At 45.0% G+C, this 22,985-nt stretch carries 24 protein-coding genes, 2 rRNA genes and 1 other annotated feature; of the genes, 25 read left to right on the top strand and 1 reads right to left on the bottom strand.

The genetic code is table 11. The features are described from left to right. Window positions 1-83 precede the first annotated feature (83 nt). Window positions 84-923: a DegV family protein gene (locus BN3261_RS00160; protein ID WP_059085169.1), complete on the top strand. Its 840-nt coding sequence runs from the start codon at window positions 84-86 to the stop codon at window positions 921-923. A gap of 117 nt (window positions 924-1,040) precedes the next feature. Further along, a complete protein-coding gene (locus tag BN3261_RS00155; RefSeq protein WP_015525893.1) occupies window positions 1,041-1,295 on the top strand; it encodes a hypothetical protein in 255 nt (84 codons plus the stop codon). 144 nt (window positions 1,296-1,439) lie between these two features. Here BN3261_RS00155 and BN3261_RS00150 read toward each other — a convergent pair whose 3' ends face one another. Next, window positions 1,440-1,640 carry a cold-shock protein gene (locus BN3261_RS00150; RefSeq protein ID WP_015525894.1) on the bottom strand — a complete coding sequence of 67 codons (201 nt, stop codon included), beginning with the start codon at window positions 1,638-1,640 and terminating at the stop codon, window positions 1,440-1,442. Window positions 1,641-1,965: 325 nt separating this feature from the next. Here BN3261_RS00150 and BN3261_RS00145 point away from each other — a divergent pair, with 325 nt between their 5' ends. The 23 genes from BN3261_RS00145 to BN3261_RS00030 form a co-directional block, all read left to right on the top strand. Continuing rightward, window positions 1,966-3,264 carry a dihydroorotase gene (locus BN3261_RS00145; RefSeq protein ID WP_022426216.1) on the top strand — a complete coding sequence of 433 codons (1,299 nt, stop codon included), beginning with the start codon at window positions 1,966-1,968 and terminating at the stop codon, window positions 3,262-3,264. After that, window positions 3,261-4,187: an orotidine-5'-phosphate decarboxylase gene (pyrF, locus tag BN3261_RS00140; RefSeq protein ID WP_059085168.1), complete on the top strand. Its 927-nt coding sequence runs from the start codon at window positions 3,261-3,263 to the stop codon at window positions 4,185-4,187. Before BN3261_RS00145 ends, pyrF begins: the two co-directional genes overlap by 4 nt. 15 nt (window positions 4,188-4,202) lie before the next feature. After that, a complete protein-coding gene (locus tag BN3261_RS00135; RefSeq protein WP_021650964.1) occupies window positions 4,203-4,997 on the top strand; it encodes a dihydroorotate dehydrogenase electron transfer subunit in 795 nt (264 codons plus the stop codon). After that, entirely contained in the window at window positions 4,994-5,899 is a 906-nt protein-coding gene (locus BN3261_RS00130) for a dihydroorotate dehydrogenase (protein ID WP_015525898.1), read from the top strand. The genes BN3261_RS00135 and BN3261_RS00130 overlap by 4 nt, the downstream gene beginning before the upstream one ends. 139 nt (window positions 5,900-6,038) lie before the next feature. Further along, complete coding sequence (gene pyrE, locus BN3261_RS00125) at window positions 6,039-6,713, top strand: orotate phosphoribosyltransferase (protein ID WP_015525899.1); 675 nt, start codon at window positions 6,039-6,041, stop codon at window positions 6,711-6,713. Between the two features lie 70 nt (window positions 6,714-6,783). Beyond that, complete coding sequence (locus BN3261_RS17570) at window positions 6,784-6,936, top strand: hypothetical protein (RefSeq protein ID WP_022426215.1); 153 nt, start codon at window positions 6,784-6,786, stop codon at window positions 6,934-6,936. A 64-nt stretch (window positions 6,937-7,000) separates the two neighbouring features. Then, a complete protein-coding gene (locus BN3261_RS00115; RefSeq protein ID WP_022426214.1) occupies window positions 7,001-7,474 on the top strand; it encodes a VanZ family protein in 474 nt (157 codons plus the stop codon). After that, window positions 7,458-7,772: a hypothetical protein gene (locus BN3261_RS00110; RefSeq protein WP_015525901.1), complete on the top strand. Its 315-nt coding sequence runs from the start codon at window positions 7,458-7,460 to the stop codon at window positions 7,770-7,772. Before BN3261_RS00115 ends, BN3261_RS00110 begins: the two co-directional genes overlap by 17 nt. 3 nt (window positions 7,773-7,775) lie before the next feature. Beyond that, entirely contained in the window at window positions 7,776-8,387 is a 612-nt protein-coding gene (locus BN3261_RS00105) for an HD domain-containing protein (protein WP_059085167.1), read from the top strand. Continuing rightward, the gene (locus BN3261_RS00100) at window positions 8,368-10,449 is read left to right on the top strand and encodes an aminopeptidase (protein ID WP_420313728.1); all 2,082 of its coding nucleotides are present in this window, start codon (window positions 8,368-8,370) and stop codon (window positions 10,447-10,449) included. Before BN3261_RS00105 ends, BN3261_RS00100 begins: the two co-directional genes overlap by 20 nt. A gap of 123 nt (window positions 10,450-10,572) precedes the next feature. Then, window positions 10,573-11,073, top strand: a complete 501-nt coding sequence (purE, locus tag BN3261_RS00095; protein ID WP_015525905.1) for a 5-(carboxyamino)imidazole ribonucleotide mutase — start codon at window positions 10,573-10,575, stop codon at window positions 11,071-11,073. A 50-nt stretch (window positions 11,074-11,123) separates the two neighbouring features. Further along, window positions 11,124-12,149, top strand: coding sequence for a phosphoribosylformylglycinamidine cyclo-ligase (purM, locus tag BN3261_RS00090; RefSeq protein WP_015525906.1), 1,026 nt, complete (start codon window positions 11,124-11,126; stop codon window positions 12,147-12,149). Further along, on the top strand, window positions 12,143-12,766 hold the full coding sequence (gene purN / locus BN3261_RS00085) for a phosphoribosylglycinamide formyltransferase (RefSeq protein WP_015525907.1): 624 nt from the start codon (window positions 12,143-12,145) through the stop codon (window positions 12,764-12,766). The genes purM and purN overlap by 7 nt, the downstream gene beginning before the upstream one ends. A 32-nt stretch (window positions 12,767-12,798) precedes the next feature. Continuing rightward, window positions 12,799-14,073, top strand: coding sequence for a phosphoribosylamine--glycine ligase (purD, locus tag BN3261_RS00080; RefSeq protein WP_059085166.1), 1,275 nt, complete (start codon window positions 12,799-12,801; stop codon window positions 14,071-14,073). A 185-nt stretch (window positions 14,074-14,258) separates the two neighbouring features. Beyond that, window positions 14,259-15,032, top strand: a complete 774-nt coding sequence (locus BN3261_RS00075) for an SseB family protein (RefSeq protein WP_015525910.1) — start codon at window positions 14,259-14,261, stop codon at window positions 15,030-15,032. A gap of 72 nt (window positions 15,033-15,104) precedes the next feature. Beyond that, window positions 15,105-15,482, top strand: a complete 378-nt coding sequence (locus BN3261_RS00070) for a GntR family transcriptional regulator (RefSeq protein WP_015525911.1) — start codon at window positions 15,105-15,107, stop codon at window positions 15,480-15,482. Window positions 15,483-15,493: 11 nt separating this feature from the next. Then, complete coding sequence (locus BN3261_RS00065) at window positions 15,494-17,959, top strand: ATP-dependent Clp protease ATP-binding subunit (RefSeq protein WP_059085165.1); 2,466 nt, start codon at window positions 15,494-15,496, stop codon at window positions 17,957-17,959. Window positions 17,960-18,055: 96 nt separating this feature from the next. Continuing rightward, window positions 18,056-18,469 (top strand): hypothetical protein, encoded by a 414-nt coding sequence (locus BN3261_RS00060; protein ID WP_015525913.1) that lies wholly within the window; start codon window positions 18,056-18,058, stop codon window positions 18,467-18,469. Beyond that, window positions 18,463-19,836, top strand: coding sequence for a DNA repair protein RadA (gene radA / locus BN3261_RS00055; protein WP_059085164.1), 1,374 nt, complete (start codon window positions 18,463-18,465; stop codon window positions 19,834-19,836). The genes BN3261_RS00060 and radA overlap by 7 nt, the downstream gene beginning before the upstream one ends. Before the next feature lie 123 nt (window positions 19,837-19,959). Further along, complete coding sequence (locus BN3261_RS00050) at window positions 19,960-20,193, top strand: hypothetical protein (protein WP_173733054.1); 234 nt, start codon at window positions 19,960-19,962, stop codon at window positions 20,191-20,193. 15 nt (window positions 20,194-20,208) lie between these two features. Next, the gene (locus BN3261_RS00045) at window positions 20,209-20,475 is read left to right on the top strand and encodes a hypothetical protein (protein ID WP_059085163.1); all 267 of its coding nucleotides are present in this window, start codon (window positions 20,209-20,211) and stop codon (window positions 20,473-20,475) included. An 875-nt stretch (window positions 20,476-21,350) separates the two neighbouring features. After that, window positions 21,351-22,342: a sequence feature (16S ribosomal RNA rRNA prediction is too short), on the top strand. Between the two features lie 60 nt (window positions 22,343-22,402). Next, window positions 22,403-22,520, top strand: a 5S ribosomal RNA gene (rrf, locus tag BN3261_RS00035). A 349-nt stretch (window positions 22,521-22,869) separates the two neighbouring features. Beyond that, a 23S ribosomal RNA gene (locus BN3261_RS00030) occupies window positions 22,870-22,985 on the top strand; the annotation flags it as partial.

Here is a 22,985-nt window from a genome sequence, read left to right as displayed (position 1 = left end):
AAAACTCTTTTCAAATATCTGTTTATGTGATACGATAGATATGGTATTGAATACTACATATAATGGAAAAGAGGACGATATAATTGAGCTATAAGATTGCGATAGATAGCTGTGGGGAGCTTTTAGATGAATGGAAAAATGACGGCAGGATTGAATCCATACCACTGACGCTGACGGTGGGCGGTGAGAATATTATAGATGATGAGAATTTCAATCAGAAAGATTTTTTAAAGAAGGTTGCGGCCTGCCCGGAATGCCCCAAGTCTGCATGCCCTTCTCCGGAACGCTATATGAAGGCATATGAGTGTGATGCGGAACACATTTATGCGGTGACGCTATCGGCAGAATTGAGTGGTTCCTATAACAGTGCGATTCTTGGAAAAAACCTGTTCCTGGAAGAGCAGCCGGAGAAAAAGGTTCATGTATTTAATTCCAAATCTGCATCCGGTGGTCAGAGTCTGATTGCCATGAAGATCGTGGAGTGTGAAGAAAAGGGACTTTCTTTTGAAGAAGTAGTAAGTGAAGTAGAGAAATATATTGAAGAGATGAACACATTTTTTGTGTTGGAGAATCTGGAAACTCTGCGCAAGAACGGACGTTTGGGCAGAGTGAAAGCTCTGGTGGCCAGTGCACTGAAGATCAAGCCGGTTATGGGAGCTACTCCGGAAGGAACGATCTGTCAGCTGGATCAGGCCAGAGGCATGAATAAAGCAATCGTAAAAATGGTGGATCACATTGGAGAGAAGGGGATCAACATCCCGGAAAAGACAGTTGCCATCACTCATTGCAACTGTCCGGAAAGAGCGAAGATGCTGGAGGAGGCTATCCGTGAGAAACTGCACCCAGCAAAGATCGTAGTTATGGATACTGCCGGTGTCAGCAGTATGTATGCCAACGATGGTGGCGTTATCGTAGCAGTCTGATCAGAGAAAATCTCCAGTTCAGAAAATTATCACATTTCTTCAGGGAGTTGCCGCTTTTCTTTTGAAAACAAGTGTGCTATAATGAACGAAGTACTGAAGCGGCAAAGGAGAAAGACAATGAGCCAGAAGAAAGTTGACAAATATAAAAACAACAAATACTCGCGAAACAGTGCCCTGAAGAAGGAACGCGCAGAATTTGTACTTGAGATGGCGGCATGGATCCTCATCGCGGTTCTGCTTGTAGGCTGGATCGGATATTCCGCATATGCCAAGATCCAGGCGAAGGAAGCCAGTGTGAAGGTGGATACTGTGATGGATACTTCTGCATTGACAGATTATATTTCCGGATTATCTTCAGACAGTGCGGAATAGAAAACACATATGAAATGATGGGTTCCCGGGATGTGTTGAAGCATCCCGGGGATTTTTATATACAGGATAAATACAATGCAATAAAAAACGGGTCTGCCATAAAGCAGCCCCGTTTTGACTTATACGTTTTTTATGGTTATAGAATTATAACTTTGTAACGTTAGCAGCCTGCATTCCGCGAGCGCCCTCTGTTAAGTCGTAGGATACAGCCTGTCCTTCTTCAAGAGATTTGAAGCCTTCACCGTTGATAGCGGAGAAGTGTACGAATACATCCTGTCCGTCCTCACCTGTGATAAAACCATAACCTTTTTCTGCGTTGAACCATTTTACAGTTCCCTTGTTCATTTTGTGTTACCTCCATAAAAATAAAAAAAATTAAAATAGCCTTCTGATGATAATAAAAAATCACCAGATTTTACAGACTATATTCATGTAAATATAATCTCTAAAAACTAGTGATTTTACATTAAATATTTTGCCATGCTCTGATTATATAACCCGTGTTTTGAAATGTCAAGGAGAAAATTCCAACAATTCCGGGGTGTAAAAAGAGGCGAAATTGCTTTGTAAAAAAAATCTTTATAAATAGAGAGATTTCGTGTATGATATAGGAGAATACAAGCGGATTGAAGGATCTGCTTTGAAAATACAGGATGAGAGGAGAACAGAAATGGGGATTCTGATTCGAGGAGGCCGGATCGTGGATGCGGCTACAGATACGGATAAAACAGGCGATATTTATCTGGAAGACGGAATCATTGCGGAAATAGGCCAGAAGCTGAAAAAGAAAGACGGCGACCGTGTGATCGATGCGAAAGGAAAGCTGGTCATGCCGGGAATTATCGACCTTCATGTCCATTTTCGTGATCCGGGCCAGACACATAAGGAAGATATCAAGAGTGGTGCTGCTGCGGCAGCACGTGGTGGTGTGACAACTGTAGTTGCTATGCCAAATACAACTCCCACTATTGATAATCCGGACCGGGTAAACTATGTACATAACAAGGCGGCGCAGGTTTCCGGTATTCATGTACTTCAGGCAGGTGCAGCCACTATGGGAGAAAAAGGTACTGAACTTGCAGATATTGCCGGAATGGTGAAAGCAGGGATCCCGGCAGTATCCGAGGATGGAAAATCTGTGATGAATACAGCACTTTGTAAAGAAGCAATGAGGATCGCAGCAGAATGTGGCGTGCCGTTTTTTGACCATTGTGAAGATATCGATCTGCGTGGAGATGGATGCATGAATGAGGATGAGAACGCCAAAAGACTGGGGCTTCCCGGAATCTGCAATGCAGTGGAAGATACCATTACAGCCAGAGATATCATTCTGGCGCTGGAGACAGGAGTCCATCTTCATCTCTGCCACTGTTCCACTTATGGGGATGCCCAGATGATGAAGATCGTAAAAGAGAAAGGATACGACAATATCACAGCTGAAGTATGCCCGCACCATTTTATCCTTTCATCCGATGATATTAAAACAGATGACCCGAATTACAAGATGAATCCGCCGCTCCGTACACCGAAGGATGTGGAAGCACTGAAACAGGGCCTGAAGGACGGTACCATCGAGGTGATCAGCACGGACCATGCACCGCACAGTGCACAGGAAAAAACAGGTTCTATGAAGAATGCACCATTTGGGATCGTAGGTCTGGAAACAAGCCTTCCGCTCACCTATACAGAGCTGGTGGAAAAAGATGTGATCACACTGAAACAGATGGTTGAGAAGATGTGCCTGAACCCGGCGAAAATCCTCGGGCTTGACAGAGGAACTCTCCAGAAAGGCCATCCGGCAGATGTGATCATCGTGGATACGGAGCAGGAGTATGCTATCGATAAAAATAAATTTGTTTCCAAAGGACATAACACACCGTTTGATGGCTGGAAAGTAAAGGGAAAAGTGCTTTATACCATCTGTGACGGAAAAATTGTATTTAAAAACCAGGAGGAGAAAGAATCATGATTAACAAACTGATCAGCAATATCCGCAAAACAAATGCACCAATCGTTGTAGGACTGGATCCTATGCTGAATTATATTCCGGAGCATATCCAGAAGAAGGCTTTTGCAGAGTTTGGAGAGACTCTGGAGGGCGCTGCAGAAGCAATCTGGCAGTATAACAAAGGGATCGTGGATGCGACCTGTGATCTGATCCCGGCAGTGAAACCACAGATCGCCATGTATGAGCAGTTTGGTATCCCGGGACTGATCGCATACAAGAAAACGGTTGAGTATTGTAAAGCCAAAGATCTGGTTGTGATTGGTGATATCAAAAGAGGTGATATCGGTTCCACATCTGCAGCATATGCAGTTGGTCACCTGGGACAGGTTCAGGTAGGCTCAAAAAAATATGCAGGTTTTGATGAGGATTTTGCAACGGTCAATCCATACCTTGGTTCTGATGGTGTGAAACCCTTTATGGATGTATGTAAGGAAGAGAAAAAGGGTATCTTTGTTCTGGTCAAAACTTCCAATCCATCAAGTGGTGAGTTCCAGGATCGTGTCATCGACGGTCGCCCGCTCTATGAGCTGGTAGGTGAGAAGGTTGCACAATGGGGCGATGAGCTTATGGGTGATGGATATAGTTATGTTGGTGCTGTTGTAGGTGCGACCTATCCGGAAATGGGAAAGGTATTAAGAAAGATCATGCCGAAGACATTTATCCTTGTTCCCGGATATGGTGCTCAGGGTGGAAAGGGCGCAGATCTTGTCCATTTCTTTAATGAGGACGGACTTGGTGCTATCGTAAACTCTTCCAGAGGAATCATCGCTGCATATAAGCAGGAGAAATATAAAGAGTTTGGCGCTGAAAATTACGCAGATGCTTCCAGAGCGGCAGTAAAAGATATGATCGCGGATATCAGCGGTGCGCTGGAGAACAGATAATGCAGGAGGCATTTTATGAGTACATCAGAAAGTAAAAAAACAAAAAAGCCCTGTAAGATACTCAGCCAGGAATGTATTGGTACAGATATTTACAGTATGTGGCTGGATGCAGGTGAGATTGGAAAAAATGCAGTGCCGGGACAGTTTGTATCACTTTACAGCCGCAATGGCGGTAAGCTTCTGCCAAGACCCATCAGTCTCTGTGAGATCGATAAAGCAGAAGGAAAACTGAGACTGGTATATCGCGTTACAGGAAAAGGAACCGGTACGGAGGAATTTTCCAGACTTCATGCAGGGGTCCCCATTGAGACTATGGGACCTCTGGGAAATGGTTTTCCGCTGGATGCAGTAAAAGGCAAAAAAGTGTTTCTCATGGGTGGAGGAATCGGAATCCCGCCAATGCTGGAAACTGCTAAACAGCTGGACGCAGAAAAGATCATGGTTCTCGGATACAGAGATGAGCTGTTTTTAAATAAGGAATTTGAAGCTTATGGAGATGTCTATGTGGCAACAGAAGACGGCTCTGCAGGAACAAAGGGAAATGTTATGGATGCCATCCGTGAGAACGATCTTGAGGCAGATGCGATCTTTGCCTGCGGACCTGCCCCGATGCTCCGTGCCATCAAGGCATATGCCCTTGAAAAAGGAATTCCGTGCTGGATCTCCATGGAAGAGCGTATGGCCTGTGGCGTAGGCGCGTGTCTTGCCTGTGTGTGCAAATCCAAAGATGTGGATTCTCATTCTCATGTCCATAACAAGAGAGTATGTAAAGACGGACCTGTATTCCTGAGCACGGAGGTAGAGCTATGAGCAGAATGAATGTAAATCTTGCCGGCGTAGAACTTAAGAATCCGGTGATGACAGCGTCCGGAACATTTGGTTCCGGAGCGGAATACAGTGAATTTGTGGATCTGAACAGACTTGGCGCAGTTGTGACAAAAGGTGTGGCAAATGTACCGTGGCCGGGAAATCCTACACCGAGAGTGACAGAGACAGCATCCGGAATGCTCAATGCCATTGGTCTTCAGAATCCGGGGATTGATGTTTTCTGTGAAAGAGATATTCCGTTCCTTAAAAAATATGATACAAAGATCATCGTCAATGTCTGTGGAAAATCTGCAAAGGATTACTGTGAGGTTGTAGAACGCCTTGGAAATGAGCCTGTGGATATGCTGGAGATCAATGTTTCCTGTCCGAATGTCAAGGAAGGCGGAATTGCCTTCGGTCAGAATCCGAAAGCTCTTGAAGAGATCACAAAAGAAGTAAAGAAATATGCAAAACAGCCGGTGATCATGAAGCTGAGCCCAAATGTAACCGATATTACCGAGATGGCGAAAGCAGCAGAAGCTGGCGGCGCAGATGTTCTTTCTCTTATCAATACCCTGACAGGAATGAAGATCGATATCAACAGACGTACATTTGCACTGGCAAATAAAACCGGTGGAATGTCCGGTCCTGCAGTAAAACCGGTAGCTGTCCGTATGGTATATCAGGTGGCAAATGCAGTATCCCTTCCTATCATCGGTATGGGAGGAATCGCAACTGCTGAGGATGCCCTGGAATTTATTATGGCAGGTGCTACTGCAGTGTCTGTGGGAACTGCAAACTTTTTTAACCCTTATGCTACTGTGGAGATTGCAGATGGTATTCAGGCATTTCTTGAAAAACAGAAAGTGGAAGACATCAATGAGCTGATCGGAGTAGTGAAATAACGGAGGATTGCCGTATTTGCAATTCTGTTGTTCATATGTTAGAATTAACAGGATGAATAAAGGGATTTTACACTGGGATTGCAGCAGAGTGTGGATCCTGGGTTTGTCGTATATATGAAAAACATGGAGGATTAGATAAATGGAACAGTATAAGCAGGAATTTATTGAATTTATGATTGACTGTAATGTCCTGAAATTTGGAGATTTTACTACGAAATCAGGAAGAAAGACACCATTTTTTGTAAATACAGGATTTTACCGTACCGGTGCGCAGCTTCGCAAGCTGGGACAGTATTATGCAAAAGCGATAGAAAGCAAATTCGGACTGGATTTTGATGTGCTGTTTGGACCGGCATACAAAGGAATCCCGCTTTCTGTAGCAGCAACTATGGAGATCAGTGAAATGTACGGAAAGGATATCCGTTACTGTTCCAACCGTAAGGAAGTGAAAGACCACGGAGATAAAGGAATTCTTCTTGGCAGCCCGATCCAGGATGGGGATAAGGTAGTGATCATTGAGGATGTTACGACTGCAGGAACATCCATTAAAGAAACACTTCCGATCATCAAAGCGCAGGGAGATGTAAATCCGATAGGTCTTGTGGTTTCTGTTGACCGTATGGAACGTGGCCAGGGAACAAAGAGTGCGCTCAAAGAGATCGAGGAAACCTACGGCCTTCAGACTACAGCTATTGTAACTATGGCGGAGGTTGTTGAGCATCTCTACAACAAAGAATACAAAGGCCGTGTTGTGATCGATGATAAGCTGAAAGCTGCCATTGATGCATATTATGACCAGTACGGCGCAGAATAATATTGTTATAAAAGGTCATAAAAGAGCGGCGGATTCCGAAGGTCCGCTTTTACTGGGAGGACGCAGCCTTATGAATGAAAAAATTTATAAAACTATGGCGAGCAGCGGGGCGGGAAGCCTTGCACTCGGTATTGTCGTTCTGGTGACGGGACTTGTCACAGGAATTCTGATGATCGTGAACGGTGCGAGACTGCTCAGAAGAAAATCAGAGATATTAATCTAATATGATCTGAAAAGCCGCACGTTGTTCCGTGTGGCTTTTCGGACTATTTAAGCAGGGGAGAATATTGGAAAAAGGGACAAAACGCAGAGTAAAAAAACTCGGGACAGCTTTTTTTGTATTGTATGTTCTTGTTCTTGTGTATCTTCTGTTCTTTTCCGAAGGATACGGAAGAGTGGCGGATGCAGAAAGAGAATACCGTTACAATCTTGTTCCGTTTGTGGAGATCAGGCGTTTCTGGACTTATCGAAAAATAGTGGGTACATTTGCGCTTTTCACAAATGTTTTTGGAAATGTGCTGGGATTTGTGCCATACGGATTTATTCTTCCGGTAATAACCGGAAAAATGCGAAATGGCTTTTTTATCATATTATCCGGCTTTTTTATCAGTCTGACGATAGAAGTGATCCAGCTGCTTACAAAAGTTGGCTGCTTTGATGTGGATGATATGATATTGAATACTCTGGGCGCAGCGCTTGGATATGGGATTTATGCAGTCTGCGACAGAATTAGGAGAAAAATTAATGGCAAGAAGATATAGATATGCATTTGCAAAAAAAAGAGAAGCTTCCAAGGGAAAATGGTCTGTAGGACTTGCGGCGGCTTCCCTCGTGCTGTTTATCGCGGCAGTTGTGCTTGCACTCTTTTTTGATGGAAAGCTCGGGGGCCTGATCGGCGGAACCGGGCTTTTTGCCATGCTACTTTCTGCATATGGCTTTACACTGGGGCTTTCCAGCTTTTCGGAAGAAAACCGGAAACACAGGACGAGCATGGTCGGGTCTATTTTGAATGGAGTGATCCTGGTTATCTGGCTGGGACTTTTTTTATCGGGGGTATAACAGATGGATAAAAAAGAACGCTTAAAAAAACAGCTGGACTTTATTATGGAAATAGATAAAGTCAAGAATATTTTTCGTCAGACATATCTTGCAGACGGAAAGCGGAAAGAGAATGATGCGGAGCATTCCTGGCATCTGGCGTTGATGGCAGTGCTTTTAAAGGAATATTCCAATGAGGAAGTGGATCTTTTGAAGGTGATTCCTATGGTACTGGCGCATGATCTGGTAGAGATTGATGCAGGTGATACCTATGCATATGATGAAAAAGGAGCGACAACCAAGGAATACAGGGAGAAGCAGGCAGCAGAACGGATCTATGGACTATTGCCGGAAGATCAGGGACAGTGGTTAAAAGCATTATGGGAGGAGTTTGAGGCTTACGAAACCCCGGAGGCGAAATTTGCCCATGTGCTAGATAATTGTCAGCCATTGTTTCTAAATGATGCTTCCAACGGAAAAAGCTGGGAAGAGCATCAGGTGAAGAAAAGTCAGATTTATAAGAGAAACCGGAAAACAGGAGAGGGTTCTGAAGTGATCTGGGAATATATGAAAGAACTCGTTGACAAACACATTGCCCTGGGGCATGTGATCGATGATGAAAAAGATGGGAGATGAAGTCTTGGAAGAATGCATGAAAGAACGTTATGGACTTGCGAAGGAACGGATCCGTGAGATCATAACAGAAGAAACCGTAAAAAAACCGTTTGGAGATTTTTTCAGAAACAGGGCAAAGTTTCTTTCCATGGCAGCAGATGTGATGGATGAGAGCGCAGCAGAGCTTACGATGGAGGCGTTGAAAGAGAGAAATCATTGCTTTTATCAGGATATCCTCCCGGAAAATTATGAAAGCAGCTATGGAAATCCGGCGTATGCAGTACAGCAGATGGGAGAATATGGAAAAGCCTTCAGTTTTCTGTATGCAGAGATCGCAGGAACTGTAGCTTATGCTCATGAGAAAAGGCTGTGGGATATGACTGTATCCATGGAACTGTTTCTGGAAGTATATTCTGCATTTTGTGAGGAAGAACTTCCGGAGGCGGCAACAGTGGAGGGGATTCTCCGTTCCTATGTAAATGATTACTGCCAGGATATGATGGAGCAGAGGATACGGGAAGGTGTAGATCCGGAGCTTGACTTTGCAGCAGATATCATCATGAATTCGGATCTTTCGGATTTGAGATATCTGTATCGCTATGGCGAGTTTGTTTCAGAGAATGAAACAGGAGTTGCAGAGTTTCTGAACTCCCTTTCTCAGGAAGAGATCGATAAGATGGCTTCTACCTATACAGAAGGCTATCGGATCGGATTTATCACCGGACGGAAGGATATCACAAAAAAGAAAACAGTAAATATCCGATATAGTCTTGGTTTTGAACGGATGGTAAAAGCAGCGATCCTCCAGTTTGAAAAAATGGGTTTGAAGCCGGTAATCTATCGCCATGCAACGCATGTGGTAAATAAGAGAGGCGCCGTGAGAGTAGGCTATACAGGCGGCGTTGCCAATCCGCAGTACGATTACGATCATCGTCAGGACAGTGCATTGTTCCTGGATGGGGATTTTGTTCAGCGAAAACTTCGTGCTATGCAGACCTCCTATGAGAAGTACAGAGAACTGGCAGAAGTACATGGCGGTCCGGCCTGCATTGATACATTTGGAGAAAATCCTTTCTCTCCGATAAGTAAACCGGAAGCTTATGCATTAAGCGAGACACAGCAGAAGCTTCAGACAGAACTTGACAATGAATCCGGACAGATCGTAAACCGATACATCAAAGGTGATGAGAGAAGTTTTACGATCATTGCATATCCGGTTCCTGAGATTGGTGGAAATTATGAGGAAATTTTCCGTGAGATCGTAAAGATCAATACATTGGATTACCATCTCTATCAGGAAATCCAGCAGACGATCATCAATACCCTGGATACCTGTGAGTGGGTGGAAGTCAAAGGACGTGGAGACAATGAGACGGATCTTCTGATCCATCTTCATGAGCTGACAGATCCGGAGAAACAGACGAATTTTGAGAACTGTGTGGCAGATGTGAACATTCCGGTGGGCGAAGTCTTTACATCTCCGCAGCTGGCAGGCACAGGCGGAATCCTTCATGTGAAAAAAGTATATCTGAACGGTCTTCAGTTCCGGGATCTGAAGCTGGTATTTGACTGCGGCCAGGTTATTGATTACACCTGCTCGAATTTTAAAACCGAAGAAGAGAACCGGAAATATATTGAAGATAATATCCTCCACCACCATCCGAAGATCCCCATGGGAGAGTTTGCCATCGGTACAAATACCACAGCTTATGTGGCGGCGCTGAAATACGGAATTGCGGATAAGCTTCCGATCCTGATCGCAGAAAAAATGGGACCGCATTTTGCTGTGGGCGATACCTGTTACAGCTGGGCAGAGGATACACCGGTATATAATCCGGATGGAAAAGAAATCATCGCCAGGGATAATGAGATTTCCGAGATGCGAAAGGATGACGTAAGCCTTGCTTATTATGGCTGTCATACAGATATTACGATACCTTATGATGAGCTTGGAAGTATCCGGGTGATCGATGATGAGGGAGAAATGATCTCCATTATCGAAAACGGAAGGTTTGTTCTTCCCGGAACAGAGGAATTGAACCGTCCTTTTGAGAATCTTCCATTAAATAATAATATAAGTTAATTAGTAAATTTACAGTTTTTCTGATCGTATTGACAGAAAGTGAGAATATACGTAGAATAACCATAACAATAGTCAAAGGACACAGGCTAATATTCAGTTAGTGTACCATGAAAGGAGAACACAATGGCAAAAGTAGGAATTGTAATGGGTAGTGATTCAGATATGCCGGTTATGAGCAAAGCAGCAGATATCCTGGAGAAACTGGGGATTGATTATGAAATGAAGATCATTTCCGCACACAGAGAACCGGATGTATTTTTCGAGTATGCAAAGACAGCAGAAGAAAAAGGCTTCAAAGTTATCATCGCAGGCGCAGGAATGGCAGCTCATCTTCCGGGAATGTGTGCGGCAATCTTTCCGATGCCGGTGATCGGTATTCCGATGCATACAACCTCTCTGGGAGGAAGAGATTCCCTTTACTCAATCGTACAGATGCCAAGCGGTATCCCGGTTGCTACAGTAGCGATCAATGGTGGCGCCAATGCGGGACTTCTTGCTGCCAAGATCCTTGCAACTTCCGACGCAGAGCTTCTTTCCAGACTGAAAGCCTACAGTCAGGATCTGAAGGAGCAGGTTGAGAAGAAAGACGCAAGGCTTCAGGAAGTTGGATACAAAAATTACTAAATAAATCTTTTACCATAAAAATAAAAAGGTGTTGTCATAAGGAGGACATTATGGATTACAAGACTTCAGGCGTAGATATTGAGGCAGGATACAAATCAGTAGAGCTGATGAAAAAGCACATTGCCAAGACAATGAGACCGGAGGTACTTGGAGGAATCGGTGGATTCTCAGGTGCATTTTCCATGGAGAAATTCAAAGATATGGAAGAGCCTACTCTGGTTTCCGGAACAGACGGATGTGGAACCAAGGTTAAGGTAGCCATGGTTATGGACAAGCATGATACCATCGGAATCGATGCTGTAGCCATGTGTGTAAATGATATTGCATGTGCAGGCGGCGAGCCATTGTTTTTCCTGGACTACATTGCCTGCGGCAAAAATTATCCGGAAAAGATCGCAGAGATCGTAAAAGGTGTTGCAGAGGGCTGTGTACAGTCTGAGGCAGCTCTGATCGGTGGTGAGACAGCAGAGCATCCTGGACTTATGCCGGAAGATGAGTACGACCTTGCCGGATTTGCAGTAGGAGTCGTTGACAAAAAAGATCTTCTTACAGGAGAGGCCCTGAAACCAGGAGATGTCCTGATCGGTATGGCTTCCACAGGAGTTCACAGTAATGGATTTTCTCTTGTACGTAAAGTATTTGACATGACAAAAGAGTCTCTGGATACTTATTATGAAGAGCTTGGAACAACTCTGGGAGAGGCACTGATTGCACCGACCAGAATCTATGTAAAAGCGCTGAAGAGCATCCGAGAGTCTGGCGTGAAGATCCATGCATGCAGCCATATCACAGGGGGTGGATTCTATGAGAATATCCCACGTATGCTGAAAGAGGGAACCAGAGCTGTTGTCAAAAAAGACAGCTATCCGGTACTTCCGATCTTCAAGCTCCTTGCTGAAAAAGGAAATATTGATGAGCATATGATGTATAATACATATAATATGGGTCTTGGAATGATCCTGGCAGTAGATCCTGCAGATGTTGACAAAACAATGGAAGCTATCCGTAAAACCGGCGATAAGCCATATGTGGTAGGATCCATTGAAGAGGGAGAAAAGGGAGTGACCTTATGTTAAAGATCGGTGTTCTTGTTTCCGGTGGGGGAACGAATCTTCAGGCGATCCTGGATGCTATTGATGCAGGAGAGATCACAAATGCAAAAGTGGATATCGTGATCAGTAATAATGCCTCCGCTTATGCTCTGGAAAGAGCCAGAAAGCATGATATAGAGGCGGTATGCATCGCACCGAAAGACTATCCGGACCGAGAAGCTTTCCATAAAGCATTACTGGCGAAGCTTCAGGAAAAAGAGGTAGACCTGATTGTTCTTGCAGGATATCTGGTTGCGATCCCTCCGATGATGGTGGAAGCGTATCCCAACAAGATCATCAATATCCATCCATCTCTGATCCCGTCTTTCTGCGGAAAAGGTTTTTATGGACTTAAGGTTCATGATGCAGTTCTCGCAAGAGGAGTGAAAGTAACAGGCGCTACGGTTCATTTCGTAGATGCCGGAACGGATACAGGTCCGATCATTCTTCAGAAGGCAGTAAAGGTAAAAGACGGAGATACATCCAAGGAGCTTCAGAGACGTGTAATGGAAAAAGCGGAGTGGAAGATCCTTCCGGAAGCAATCAATCTTATCGCCAATGACAAGATCACAGTGACAGATGGAATTGTTTCTTTAAAGTAATCAGCAGACAGATGAAACAAAGGAGTAAACAGATGAAAGTATTAATCGTAGGAAGCGGCGGAAGAGAACATGCAATTGCATGGAGTGTTGCAAAAAGCTCGAAAGTTGACAAGATCTACTGTGCACCTGGAAATGCAGGAATCGCAGAGTATGCGGAATGTGCAGATATCGGAGCAATGGAGTTTGAAAAACTGGCAGCCTTTGCCAAAGAAAAAGAGATCGATCTTACTATCGTGGGAATGGATGATCCTCTTGTGGGCGGAATCGTAGATGTATTTGAGGCAGAGGGACTGCGTGTGTTCGGACCGCGCAAAAATGCTGCTATTCTGGAAGGCTCCAAGGCTTTTTCCAAGGATCTTATGAAAAAATACGACATTCCTACAGCTGCTTATGAGAATTTTGATGATCCGGAAAAAGCTCTGGAATATTTAAGGACCGAGGCAAAATTCCCGATCGTTTTGAAGGCAGATGGCCTTGCTCTTGGAAAAGGTGTTCTGATCTGCCAGGATCTTGCAGAGGCAGAAGCTGGCGTAAAAGAGATCATGGAAGACAAAAAATTCGGAAATGCCGGAAATACCATGGTAATTGAAGAATTTATGACTGGCCGTGAGGTTTCCGTACTTTCTTTTGTAGATGGAAAGACGATCCGTACCATGACATCCGCACAGGATCACAAGCGTGCGAAGGATGGGGATCAGGGACTGAATACAGGCGGAATGGGAACATTTTCTCCAAGTCCGTTCTATACTCCGGAAGTAGATGAATTCTGTAAGAAATATGTTTATCAGAAAACAGTAGATGCCATGGCAGCAGAGGGACGTCCGTTTAAGGGAATCATTTTCTTCGGACTGATGCTTACTGCAGATGGCCCGAAGGTTCTGGAATATAATGCAAGATTTGGGGATCCGGAGGCACAGGTTGTTCTTCCGCGTATGGAGAATGATATCATTGAAGTAATGGAAGCCTGTGTAGACGGCAAACTTGATCAGATCGATCTGAAATTTGAGGACAATGCAGCAGTTTGTGTTGTTCTTGCAAGTGATGGATATCCGGTAAAATACGAAAAAGGTATCCCGATCCATGGATTTGAGAATTTTAAGGACAAAGACGGATACTACTGTTTCCATGCGGGAACCAAATTTAAAGATGGAGAGATCGTTACAAACGGTGGGCGTGTTCTTGGCATCACTGCCAAAGGAGAGACATTAAAAGAAGCCAGAAAGAATGCATATGCTGCTACAGAGTGGATCAGCTTTGCAAATAAGTATATGCGTCACGATATCGGAAAAGCTATCGACGAGGCTTAAGTTGGTCATTTTTCACAGGCACAGCTTGACGAAAACAGGGATTTCATTGTACAATAGTAACAACTATGAAACACAGTGAGTAGTTACGAACATGAAAAGCTGGATGCTGACAGGGCACAACAGGAACCAACCATTTTCCTTGATGAGGTGTCGCATCCAAGTGATGAGGCAGAGAGGACAGAAAAATGGGAATCAGTGTAGAAGAAGCAATCCATGAGCTCAGAAACAGGGAGGAAGTATTTGTTGCATATTCACAGGCAACCAGACTTCCATATGTGACCTGTGATGAAGAAACATTTAATGACCAGGCAAGGATTTTTGCCACAGAAGAAGAGATCAAAGAATATGGTAAACAGCTCCTTGAGGATAAGATCCTTCTTATGGGCATGAAATATGAGAAAAAAGACTATCCAAGACTGTATGGTACGCTGTACGCGATCGGAGTGAACAGTGTGATCTGGATCGACGGAGAAGAGAAGATCGAGATTGAGATCGGAAAGATCGCAAACCAGAGAGATATGAGTAAGATCGAGCCGTCAAAGAGACCGCTTCTGAACCCGTCTCTTGAACTTTCCGGAATCTATTTTATGCAGGAATTGCGTCGCCCGGTAAAACAGGAAGAGCATAAGAATATCCGTGAGTTGGAAGAAGAGCTGATAGCAAACCTGCGTAAGGCAGAATTCCTGATCGCGATCAATGCAGAGCAGGAAGAAGATGGAAAGCTCCATATTCCGTATCTGAAAAATAAAGAGGATAAGATCATGCAGCCTGTGTTTACAGATGTTATGGAATTTGAGAAATTTGGAAGAGGCAAGAATCTCCGTGTTGCGAAAGTGACTATAGACAAACTTCCGAGCCTGATGATTCCGCAGGCAAACGCTTATGTGGTAAATCCAATGGGATTTAATCTGGTTCTTAACAAAGAACAGATAGAGAAGATTGCAGGGATCAGTAAATAAAAACAAAAATCACAGCAGGCTGCCAGGATGAAACTGTGCAGCCTTTTGCTGTTGTAGAGGAGAGATTACCCTATGGTGATAGAAATCGATTTTAACAGTGATGAGGCAATCTATATGCAGATCACCAATCAGATCATAATGGGGATCGCTACATCAAGGCTTCATGAAGGGGATACTCTGCCTTCTGTACGGCAGCTTGCAAGCATTGCAGGAATCAATATGCATACTGTGAATAAGGCATATGCGCTGCTTCGTCAGGAAGGCTTTGTGACTATTGACAGGCGAAAGGGAGCGGTGATCTCCATAGATGCAGATAAGGTCAGAGCACTGGAAGAAATGAAACAGAATCTGACAGTAGCAATGGCATGGGGATGCTGTAAAAATGTAACAAGAGAAGAAGTCCATCAGCTGGTGGACGAGATTTTTGACGAGTATGACACAGACAGATAGGAGGAGACATCATGCAGGAACGATATACAAAACAGGCAGAGAATGTTCTTGCTCTGGCAAAAGAGGCAGCCAGCTCCTGCGGACATAGTTATATCGGCACGGAGCATCTGCTGGTCGGGCTTGTAGAAGAAAAGGAGGGCACAGCAGGAAGAGTTCTGGAGGAGTTTGGGATCCAGGCTGATAAAGCGATGGCTCTGATCGATAAACTGATCGCACCGCCGGGAAATACGGCTGTTTCACAGAAACCGGGATTCAGTCCGAGAACCAGAAGAGTTCTTGAGGGTGCATATGCAGAAGCAGAATCCATGCGTTTTGAGGAAGTTGGGACAGAACATATTCTGCTGGCAATGTTGAAAGAAACAGACTGTGTGGGTACCAGACTGCTGTACACAATGGGTGCCAATATCCAGAAGCTTTATGCGGCAGTGCTGACAGCTATGGGAATGGACAGCGATGCCATTGCGGAAGAATTCCAGGCTGTAAAAGCTTCAAAGGGAAGAAACAGCAGTGTAACACCAACTCTGGATCAGTATAGCCGAGATCTGACGGCCATGGCAGAAGAAGGTAAGCTGGATCCTGTAGTGGGAAGGGATAAAGAGATTGCCAGACTGATCCAGATCCTGAGCAGAAGAACAAAGAACAATCCCTGCCTGACTGGAGAGCCGGGAGTAGGAAAAACGGCTATCGTAGAGGGACTTGCACAGCGGATCGTCACAGGAATGGTACCGGATACTGTGAAGGATAAGCGGGTTGTAGTTCTGGATCTTTCCGGAATGGTCGCAGGAAGTAAATATCGCGGTGAGTTTGAAGAACGTATCCGAAATGTGATCGATGAGGTAAGCGAACAGCAGGGAATATTGCTCTTTATTGATGAGATCCATACGATCATCGGAGCAGGTGGAGCGGAAGGTGCACTGGATGCTTCCAATATCCTGAAACCGTCTCTTTCCCGTGGAGAGATCCAGCTGATCGGAGCAACGACACTGGAAGAATATCGGAAATACATTGAAAAGGATGCAGCGCTTGAACGGCGTTTTCAGCCTATCATCGTGGAAGAGCCTACAGAAGAGGAGGCTGTTGAAATCCTGAAGGGGTTGCGCCCATATTATGAAAAACATCATGGTGTAGAGATTCTGGATGAGGCCCTTGAGGCGGCTGTAAAAATGTCCGTTCGTTATATCAATGACCGGTTTCTTCCGGATAAAGCCATTGACATTATTGATGAGGCAGCGTCGAAAGTACAACTGGCGGGATATCGTCCGTCTCCGAAAGCAGAAGCACTGGAAAGAGAGATCCACGATATTCTGAAACAAAAAGAACAGGCAGTCATAAATGCAGATCTTGAAGGTGCAAAAGCAGCACAGGCAAAGCAGAATGAGGCGGAAGCAGAATTGGAAAAGATCCGAAGAAAGGCGGAGCGGAAAAATCGGAAAAATCCACTTACAGTTGAGGAAGAGGCAGTTGCCGGTATTGTGTCTGACTGGACAAAAATACCTGTACAGCGTCTGACAGAGGGGGAATCCCGTAGGCTTGCAAATTTGGAAAAGGTTCTGAAAAAGCGTGTGATCGGACAGGATGAGGCAGTTTCTGCAGTTGCCCGTGCGGTAAAAAGGGGAAGAGTAGGATTAAAGGATCCCGCAAGGCCTATAGGTTCTTTCTTATTCCTGGGACCTACCGGAGTGGGAAAAACGGAGCTTTCCAAAGCGCTGGCGGAAGCTGTATTTGGAAGTGATCAGGCAATGATCCGTGTAGATATGTCCGAATATATGGAAAAACATAGTGTTTCTAAAATGATCGGATCGCCGCCCGGATATGTAGGCTATGAAGAAGGTGGACAGCTCAGCGAAAAAGTGCGTAGAAATCCATACAGTGTCATTCTTTTTGACGAGATTGAAAAGGCTCATCCGGATGTGTTTAATATTCTTCTGCAGGTACTTGATGATGGTCATATTACAGATGCTCAAGGCAGAAAAGTGGATTTTAAGCAGACGATCATTATCATGACTTCCAACGCAGGTGCGCAGATGATCATGGAACCGAAACATCTTGGATTTATGTCCGGAGATACGGAAAAGCGTGATTATGAACGTATGAAGTCCGGAGTGATGGAAGAAGTGCGGCGGATGTTTAAACCGGAATTTCTGAACCGGATCGATGAGATCATGGTATTCCATTCTCTGAATAAAGAAAATATCAGGAAGATCGTTACTATTCTTTTGAAAAACCTGGAAAAACGCTGTCAGGAACAGCTGGATATCATACTGAAAGTTACCGGAGCAGCTAAAGATCTTATCGCAGATGCGGGCTTTGACAGTAAATACGGTGCAAGACCGCTGCGTCGTGCGATTCAGACAAAGATTGAGGATGAGATGGCAACAGAAATCCTTGAAGGTCGGATCAAAGCCGGTGATACCGTACAGGTGAAGGTCAAAGACAAGAAAATCTACTTTGAAGTAAAAGATGCGGAGAAAGCGTAAGAATTTTATTACTTTCTATAGCCAAAAAAACAGAAATAAGTTATAATTAACAAAATTAAAACTATACAACGAAAGATTTCAGGAGGACATAAGATCATGGCAGTGGTACAGGAATTGATCCGCACAGAAGATAATGGGACTATCAGTTTTGGAGATTATGAATTAAATCAGAAATCCAAATTGTCGGATTATCAGTATCAGGGAGATATGTATAAAGTAAAAACATATAAGGAGATCACCAAACTTGAGCGTAATGGAATGTTCGTATATGAGTCTGTTCCGGGAACCAGTGTGTTCCATCTTCAGCAGGATGGAACAGCAATGAGCTTTGAGGTTCAGGGCTTTGAGGATTCTCAGATTACTGTTGAACTGGAAGCTGAGACAGAGTATCAGGTATTTATTGATGATGTAAGTACAGGTACAATGACCACAAACCTGGGCGGCAAGCTTTCTTTCAGTGTTGAACTGGATGCGAACACCAAAGCAGAAGTTAAAATTGTAAAATGCTAAAAAATAAAAAAACGGTTTATTTCTGTCAGGAATGCGGGTATGAATCAGCCAAGTGGATGGGGCAGTGCCCGGCATGCAAGGCATGGAATACTTTTGTGGAGGAAACGGTTTCTTCCAAAAAATCTTCCTCAGGGAGTATTAAAACTACACAAAAGAAAACGGAGCCTGTAGTTCTGAAAGATATCAGTCTTTCTTCAGATGAACGTCAGAGCTGCGGAATCGGTGAACTTGACAGGGTGCTGGGAGGCGGAATCGTCCCCGGCTCCCTTGTTTTGGTAGGTGGAGATCCTGGTATTGGCAAGTCTACATTGTTGTTGCAGGTGTGCAGAAATTTATCTTCACAGGGGATTTCTGTTTTGTATATTTCTGGTGAGGAGTCTCTCAGACAGATCAAGCTCCGGGCAGATCGGCTTGGAACGTTTAATGATAAACTGAAACTGCTCTGTGAGACGAATCTTGAAAATATCCGGGAGATCATTGAGCGGACGAAACCAGATGTAGCTGTTGTGGATTCTATCCAGACGATGTTTCATGAAGATATTTCGTCTGCACCGGGAAGTGTTTCTCAGGTGAGGGAATCTACCAATGTATTGATGCAGATCGCTAAGGGTATGGGAGTGTCCATTTTTATCGTGGGTCATGTGACCAAGGAGGGAAATGTGGCAGGTCCTCGTGTACTGGAACATATGGTAGATACTGTGCTTTACTTTGAGGGAGACAGGCATGCTTCTTACCGGATCCTGCGTGCGGTGAAAAATCGTTTTGGTTCTACCAATGAAATTGGTGTTTTTGAGATGCAGAATTCCGGACTTGAAGAAGTGAAGAATCCTTCCGAGTTCCTTTTGAATGGAAGACCGGAGAATGCTTCGGGATCTGTTGTTGCATGTTCTATGGAGGGGACGAGACCGATTTTGGTGGAGATCCAGGCTCTGGTGTGTCAGAGTAATTTTGGAATTCCGAGAAGAACAGCAGTTGGTACGGATTTTAATCGCGTGAATCTTTTGATGGCGGTTCTGGAGAAGAAGGCGGGAGTTCATCTTGCTGCTTCGGATGCTTATGTGAATATTGCGGGTGGCATGAAGATGACAGAGCCGGCGATCGATCTGGGTATTTGTCTTGCTATTATTTCCAGTGCGAAGGAGATCGTGATCCCGGGTTCTGTGATGGCGTTTGGTGAAATTGGTCTGAGTGGCGAGGTTCGTGCAGTGAGTATGGCCGGACAGCGTGTGCAGGAAGCGAAAAAGCTTGGGTTTGAGACGGTGATACTTCCTGAGGTGAACCGGACGGCTACAGAGAGTATTAAAGGAATTAAATTGGTTTATGTGGCTGGGATCCGGGATGCGATTTCTTTTATCAGAGGGTTATGAGTTTCTGGCAGGTTATTTTGAATAGGATCATGTGGTCAGCCGCTGTATGGTTTGTACGGCGGCTGTGTTTGGGTTAATAGATAAAAAACATAGATGATAGTAAAGGAAAGGCTGGTGTTGGTTATGGGTATTGGTAATATTGGAAATATGATGAAGGTTATGAATGCATGGAATACATTTAAACAGAATCATCCGAAGTTTCCGGCATTTTGTAGTGCGGTTTCCCGGCGTGGGATTCGTGAGGGGAGCATTCTTGAGGTGACGTATATTAGCCCTGAGGGTGAGAAGCTGACTACGAATATTAAAGTGCAGGCCAGCGATCTTGAGTTGCTGAGGGAACTTTCTGGTGGTAATTAGTTGAGCAGATAGCGAATGTTGATTATATATTGTATAGGTCTGTTTGACGGGTGTTTTGGTTCCAGTGTCTGGCAGTGTTGGAACTGCCGGGTGCCGTTTTTTTGTTGGGATGGAGAGGGACGCCAGAGAAAGGTGGCATCGGTCCGGGGAGTGGATGCAGGCGGGGGTGTTTTTGCGGTTTTGTGGGGTGGATGGAGAGGGACGCCAGAGGAAGGTGGCATCGGTCCGGGGGTGGATGCAGGCGGGGATGTTTTTGGGGTTTTGAGAGGTGGATGTGGTTGAGGGACGCCAGAGGAAAGTGGCATCGCTCCGGGCAGGGACTCCGTCGGGGGATACTACTAGGGCTCCGGGAGACGGCTAAAAGCATTGCGGCAGGGCCAGAACTCGCCTGCGGCTCAGACAGCAGACCCTGCCGCAATAACGCCGTCTCCCGCAGCCCAAGTAGTAATCACCCCTCCTCCGCAGCAGCCCGGCCCGATGCCACCTTCCTCTGGCTGACGTTTCCAGCCGACAGGAAAAAAACATGCGGGGGATGAAAGCGGACTGGGCGTCCTGTCCTGAAATGTCAGACTGGTACAGAATATTCCTATAAGTATCGAAGAATACAGAAACAGGATCGGCACAGCGTATCACCATAAATATCGAAGAATACAGGAACTAGATCGGCCCAGTGTATCACCATAAATATCGAAGAATACAGGGATCAGATCGGCCTAGCGTATCACCATAAATATCGAAGAATACAGGGACCAGATCGGCACAGCGTACCACTATAAGTACCGAAGAATCACAGAACCAGATCGCAGATCGGCACAGCGTACCACCATAAGTACCGAAGAATACAGAAACCAGATCGGCACAACGTTCCATTCTGAGTACCGCAGCATACAGACAAAAGTCAACAACGCAGCACACACAACAACGCAGAACTCTTTCCGTGCCCAACGGGGTGGGAGCGCGAGGGAGGGCGTTCGGGCTGCGGAACTCTGAGATCGCCTTCCCTCGCACTTACCGCATTGAAAATGCGACCGGCGTAGCGCCATCCAGCGAAGAGACTTATCATAAAAAAAACAACACAATAAACAACAATAAAGATAATCCTAAAAATTAAAAATAAGAATAAAAAATTGTCCTATAAAAATAAATTTCCAGGAAAATCTAAAAAAATTGAAATTTATGGTTGACAAGCATAACTCCCAGTGGTATTATAACTGAGCTGTCGCAAATAATTGTTTTCAAAAAACAAACAATTAAAAAGAATTTCAGAAAAATGAAATTCATAGTTGACAAAAGACAGAAGATATGATAAAGTATTCAAGTCGTCAACAAAATNGAAGGCGGCTTACTGGACGGTAACTGACGTTGAGGCTCGAAAGCGTGGGGAGCAAACAGGATTAGATACCCTGGTAGTCCACGCGGTAAACGATGAATGCTAGGTGTCGGGGAGCAAAGCTCTTCGGTGCCGCCGCAAACGCATTAAGCATTCCACCTGGGGAGTACGTTCGCAAGAATGAAACTCAAAGGAATTGACGGGGACCCGCACAAGCGGTGGAGCATGTGGTTTAATTCGAAGCAACGCGAAGAACCTTACCAAGTCTTGACATCCTTCTGACCGGAACTTAACCGTTCCTTCCCTTCGGGGCAGAAGTGACAGGTGGTGCATGGTTGTCGTCAGCTCGTGTCGTGAGATGTTGGGTTAAGTCCCGCAACGAGCGCAACCCCTATCCTCAGTAGCCAGCATATAAGATGGGCACTCTGTGGAGACTGCCAGGGATAACCTGGAGGAAGGCGGGGATGACGTCAAATCATCATGCCCCTTATGATTTGGGCTACACACGTGCTACAATGGCGTAAACAAAGGGAAGCGAACCTGCGAGGGTGGGCAAATCCCAAAAATAACGTCCCAGTTCGGACTGTAGTCTGCAACCCGACTACACGAAGCTGGAATCGCTAGTAATCGCGGATCAGAATGCCGCGGTGAATACGTTCCCGGGTCTTGTACACACCGCCCGTCACACCATGGGAGTCAGTAACGCCCGAAGTCAGTGACCTAACCGCAAGGAAGGAGCTGCCGAAGGCGGGACCGATGACTGGGGTGAAGTCGTAACAAGGTAGCCGTATCGGAAGGTGCGGCTGGATCACCTCCTTTCTAAGGAAAAAGTAGAGAAAAGAAATGTGTTTTACTGTTTAGCTATCAAGCTGAAAGATTTCTGGTGCCGATGCGGTTGGGGGACACACCCGTTCCCATCCCGAACACGACGGTTAAGACCCAATCGGCCGATGGTACTGCACTGGAGACGGTGTGGGAGAGCAGGTGGGCGCCAGATCAAAAAAAGAAGGACAGGGAAACCTGATGAGATAGATGCTGGTTTTACCAGTGATCTGAGAGAAAAAGCTATTTTCCTTTCAGATGGCTGATAAAACATCAGTCAGCATTGTACCTTGAAAACTGCATACATGAGATTTGATTAACTTAATCAAATATCCTTAAACGCAAAGTATTAAGAAATTAATGCAAACGCAAAGATAGGAAGACATCGATTTATCTGTTATGAACAGAGTAATCAAACACATACGTTACGAACGTGAGTGTAAACTTCGTGAGAAGAAAGCACTTACTGTAGTAACACGAGAATCAAGAGACCGCATCACCTACGCTAGGGTGATGAAGCGAAAGGTCAAGCAATAAGGGCACAGGGCGGATGCCTTGGCACTAAGAGCCGATGAAAGACGTGATAAGCTGCGAAAAGCTTCGGGGAGGAGCAAATATCCCGTGATCCGGAGATGTCTGA

The sequence above is a fragment of the Blautia massiliensis (ex Durand et al. 2017) genome (assembly GCF_001487165.1).
GTDB classification, from domain to species: Bacteria; Bacillota; Clostridia; order Lachnospirales; family Lachnospiraceae; genus Blautia_A; species Blautia_A fusiformis.
Note: the sequence above shows the minus strand (reverse complement) of the source record. Positions and strands in the feature narration are given on the sequence as shown.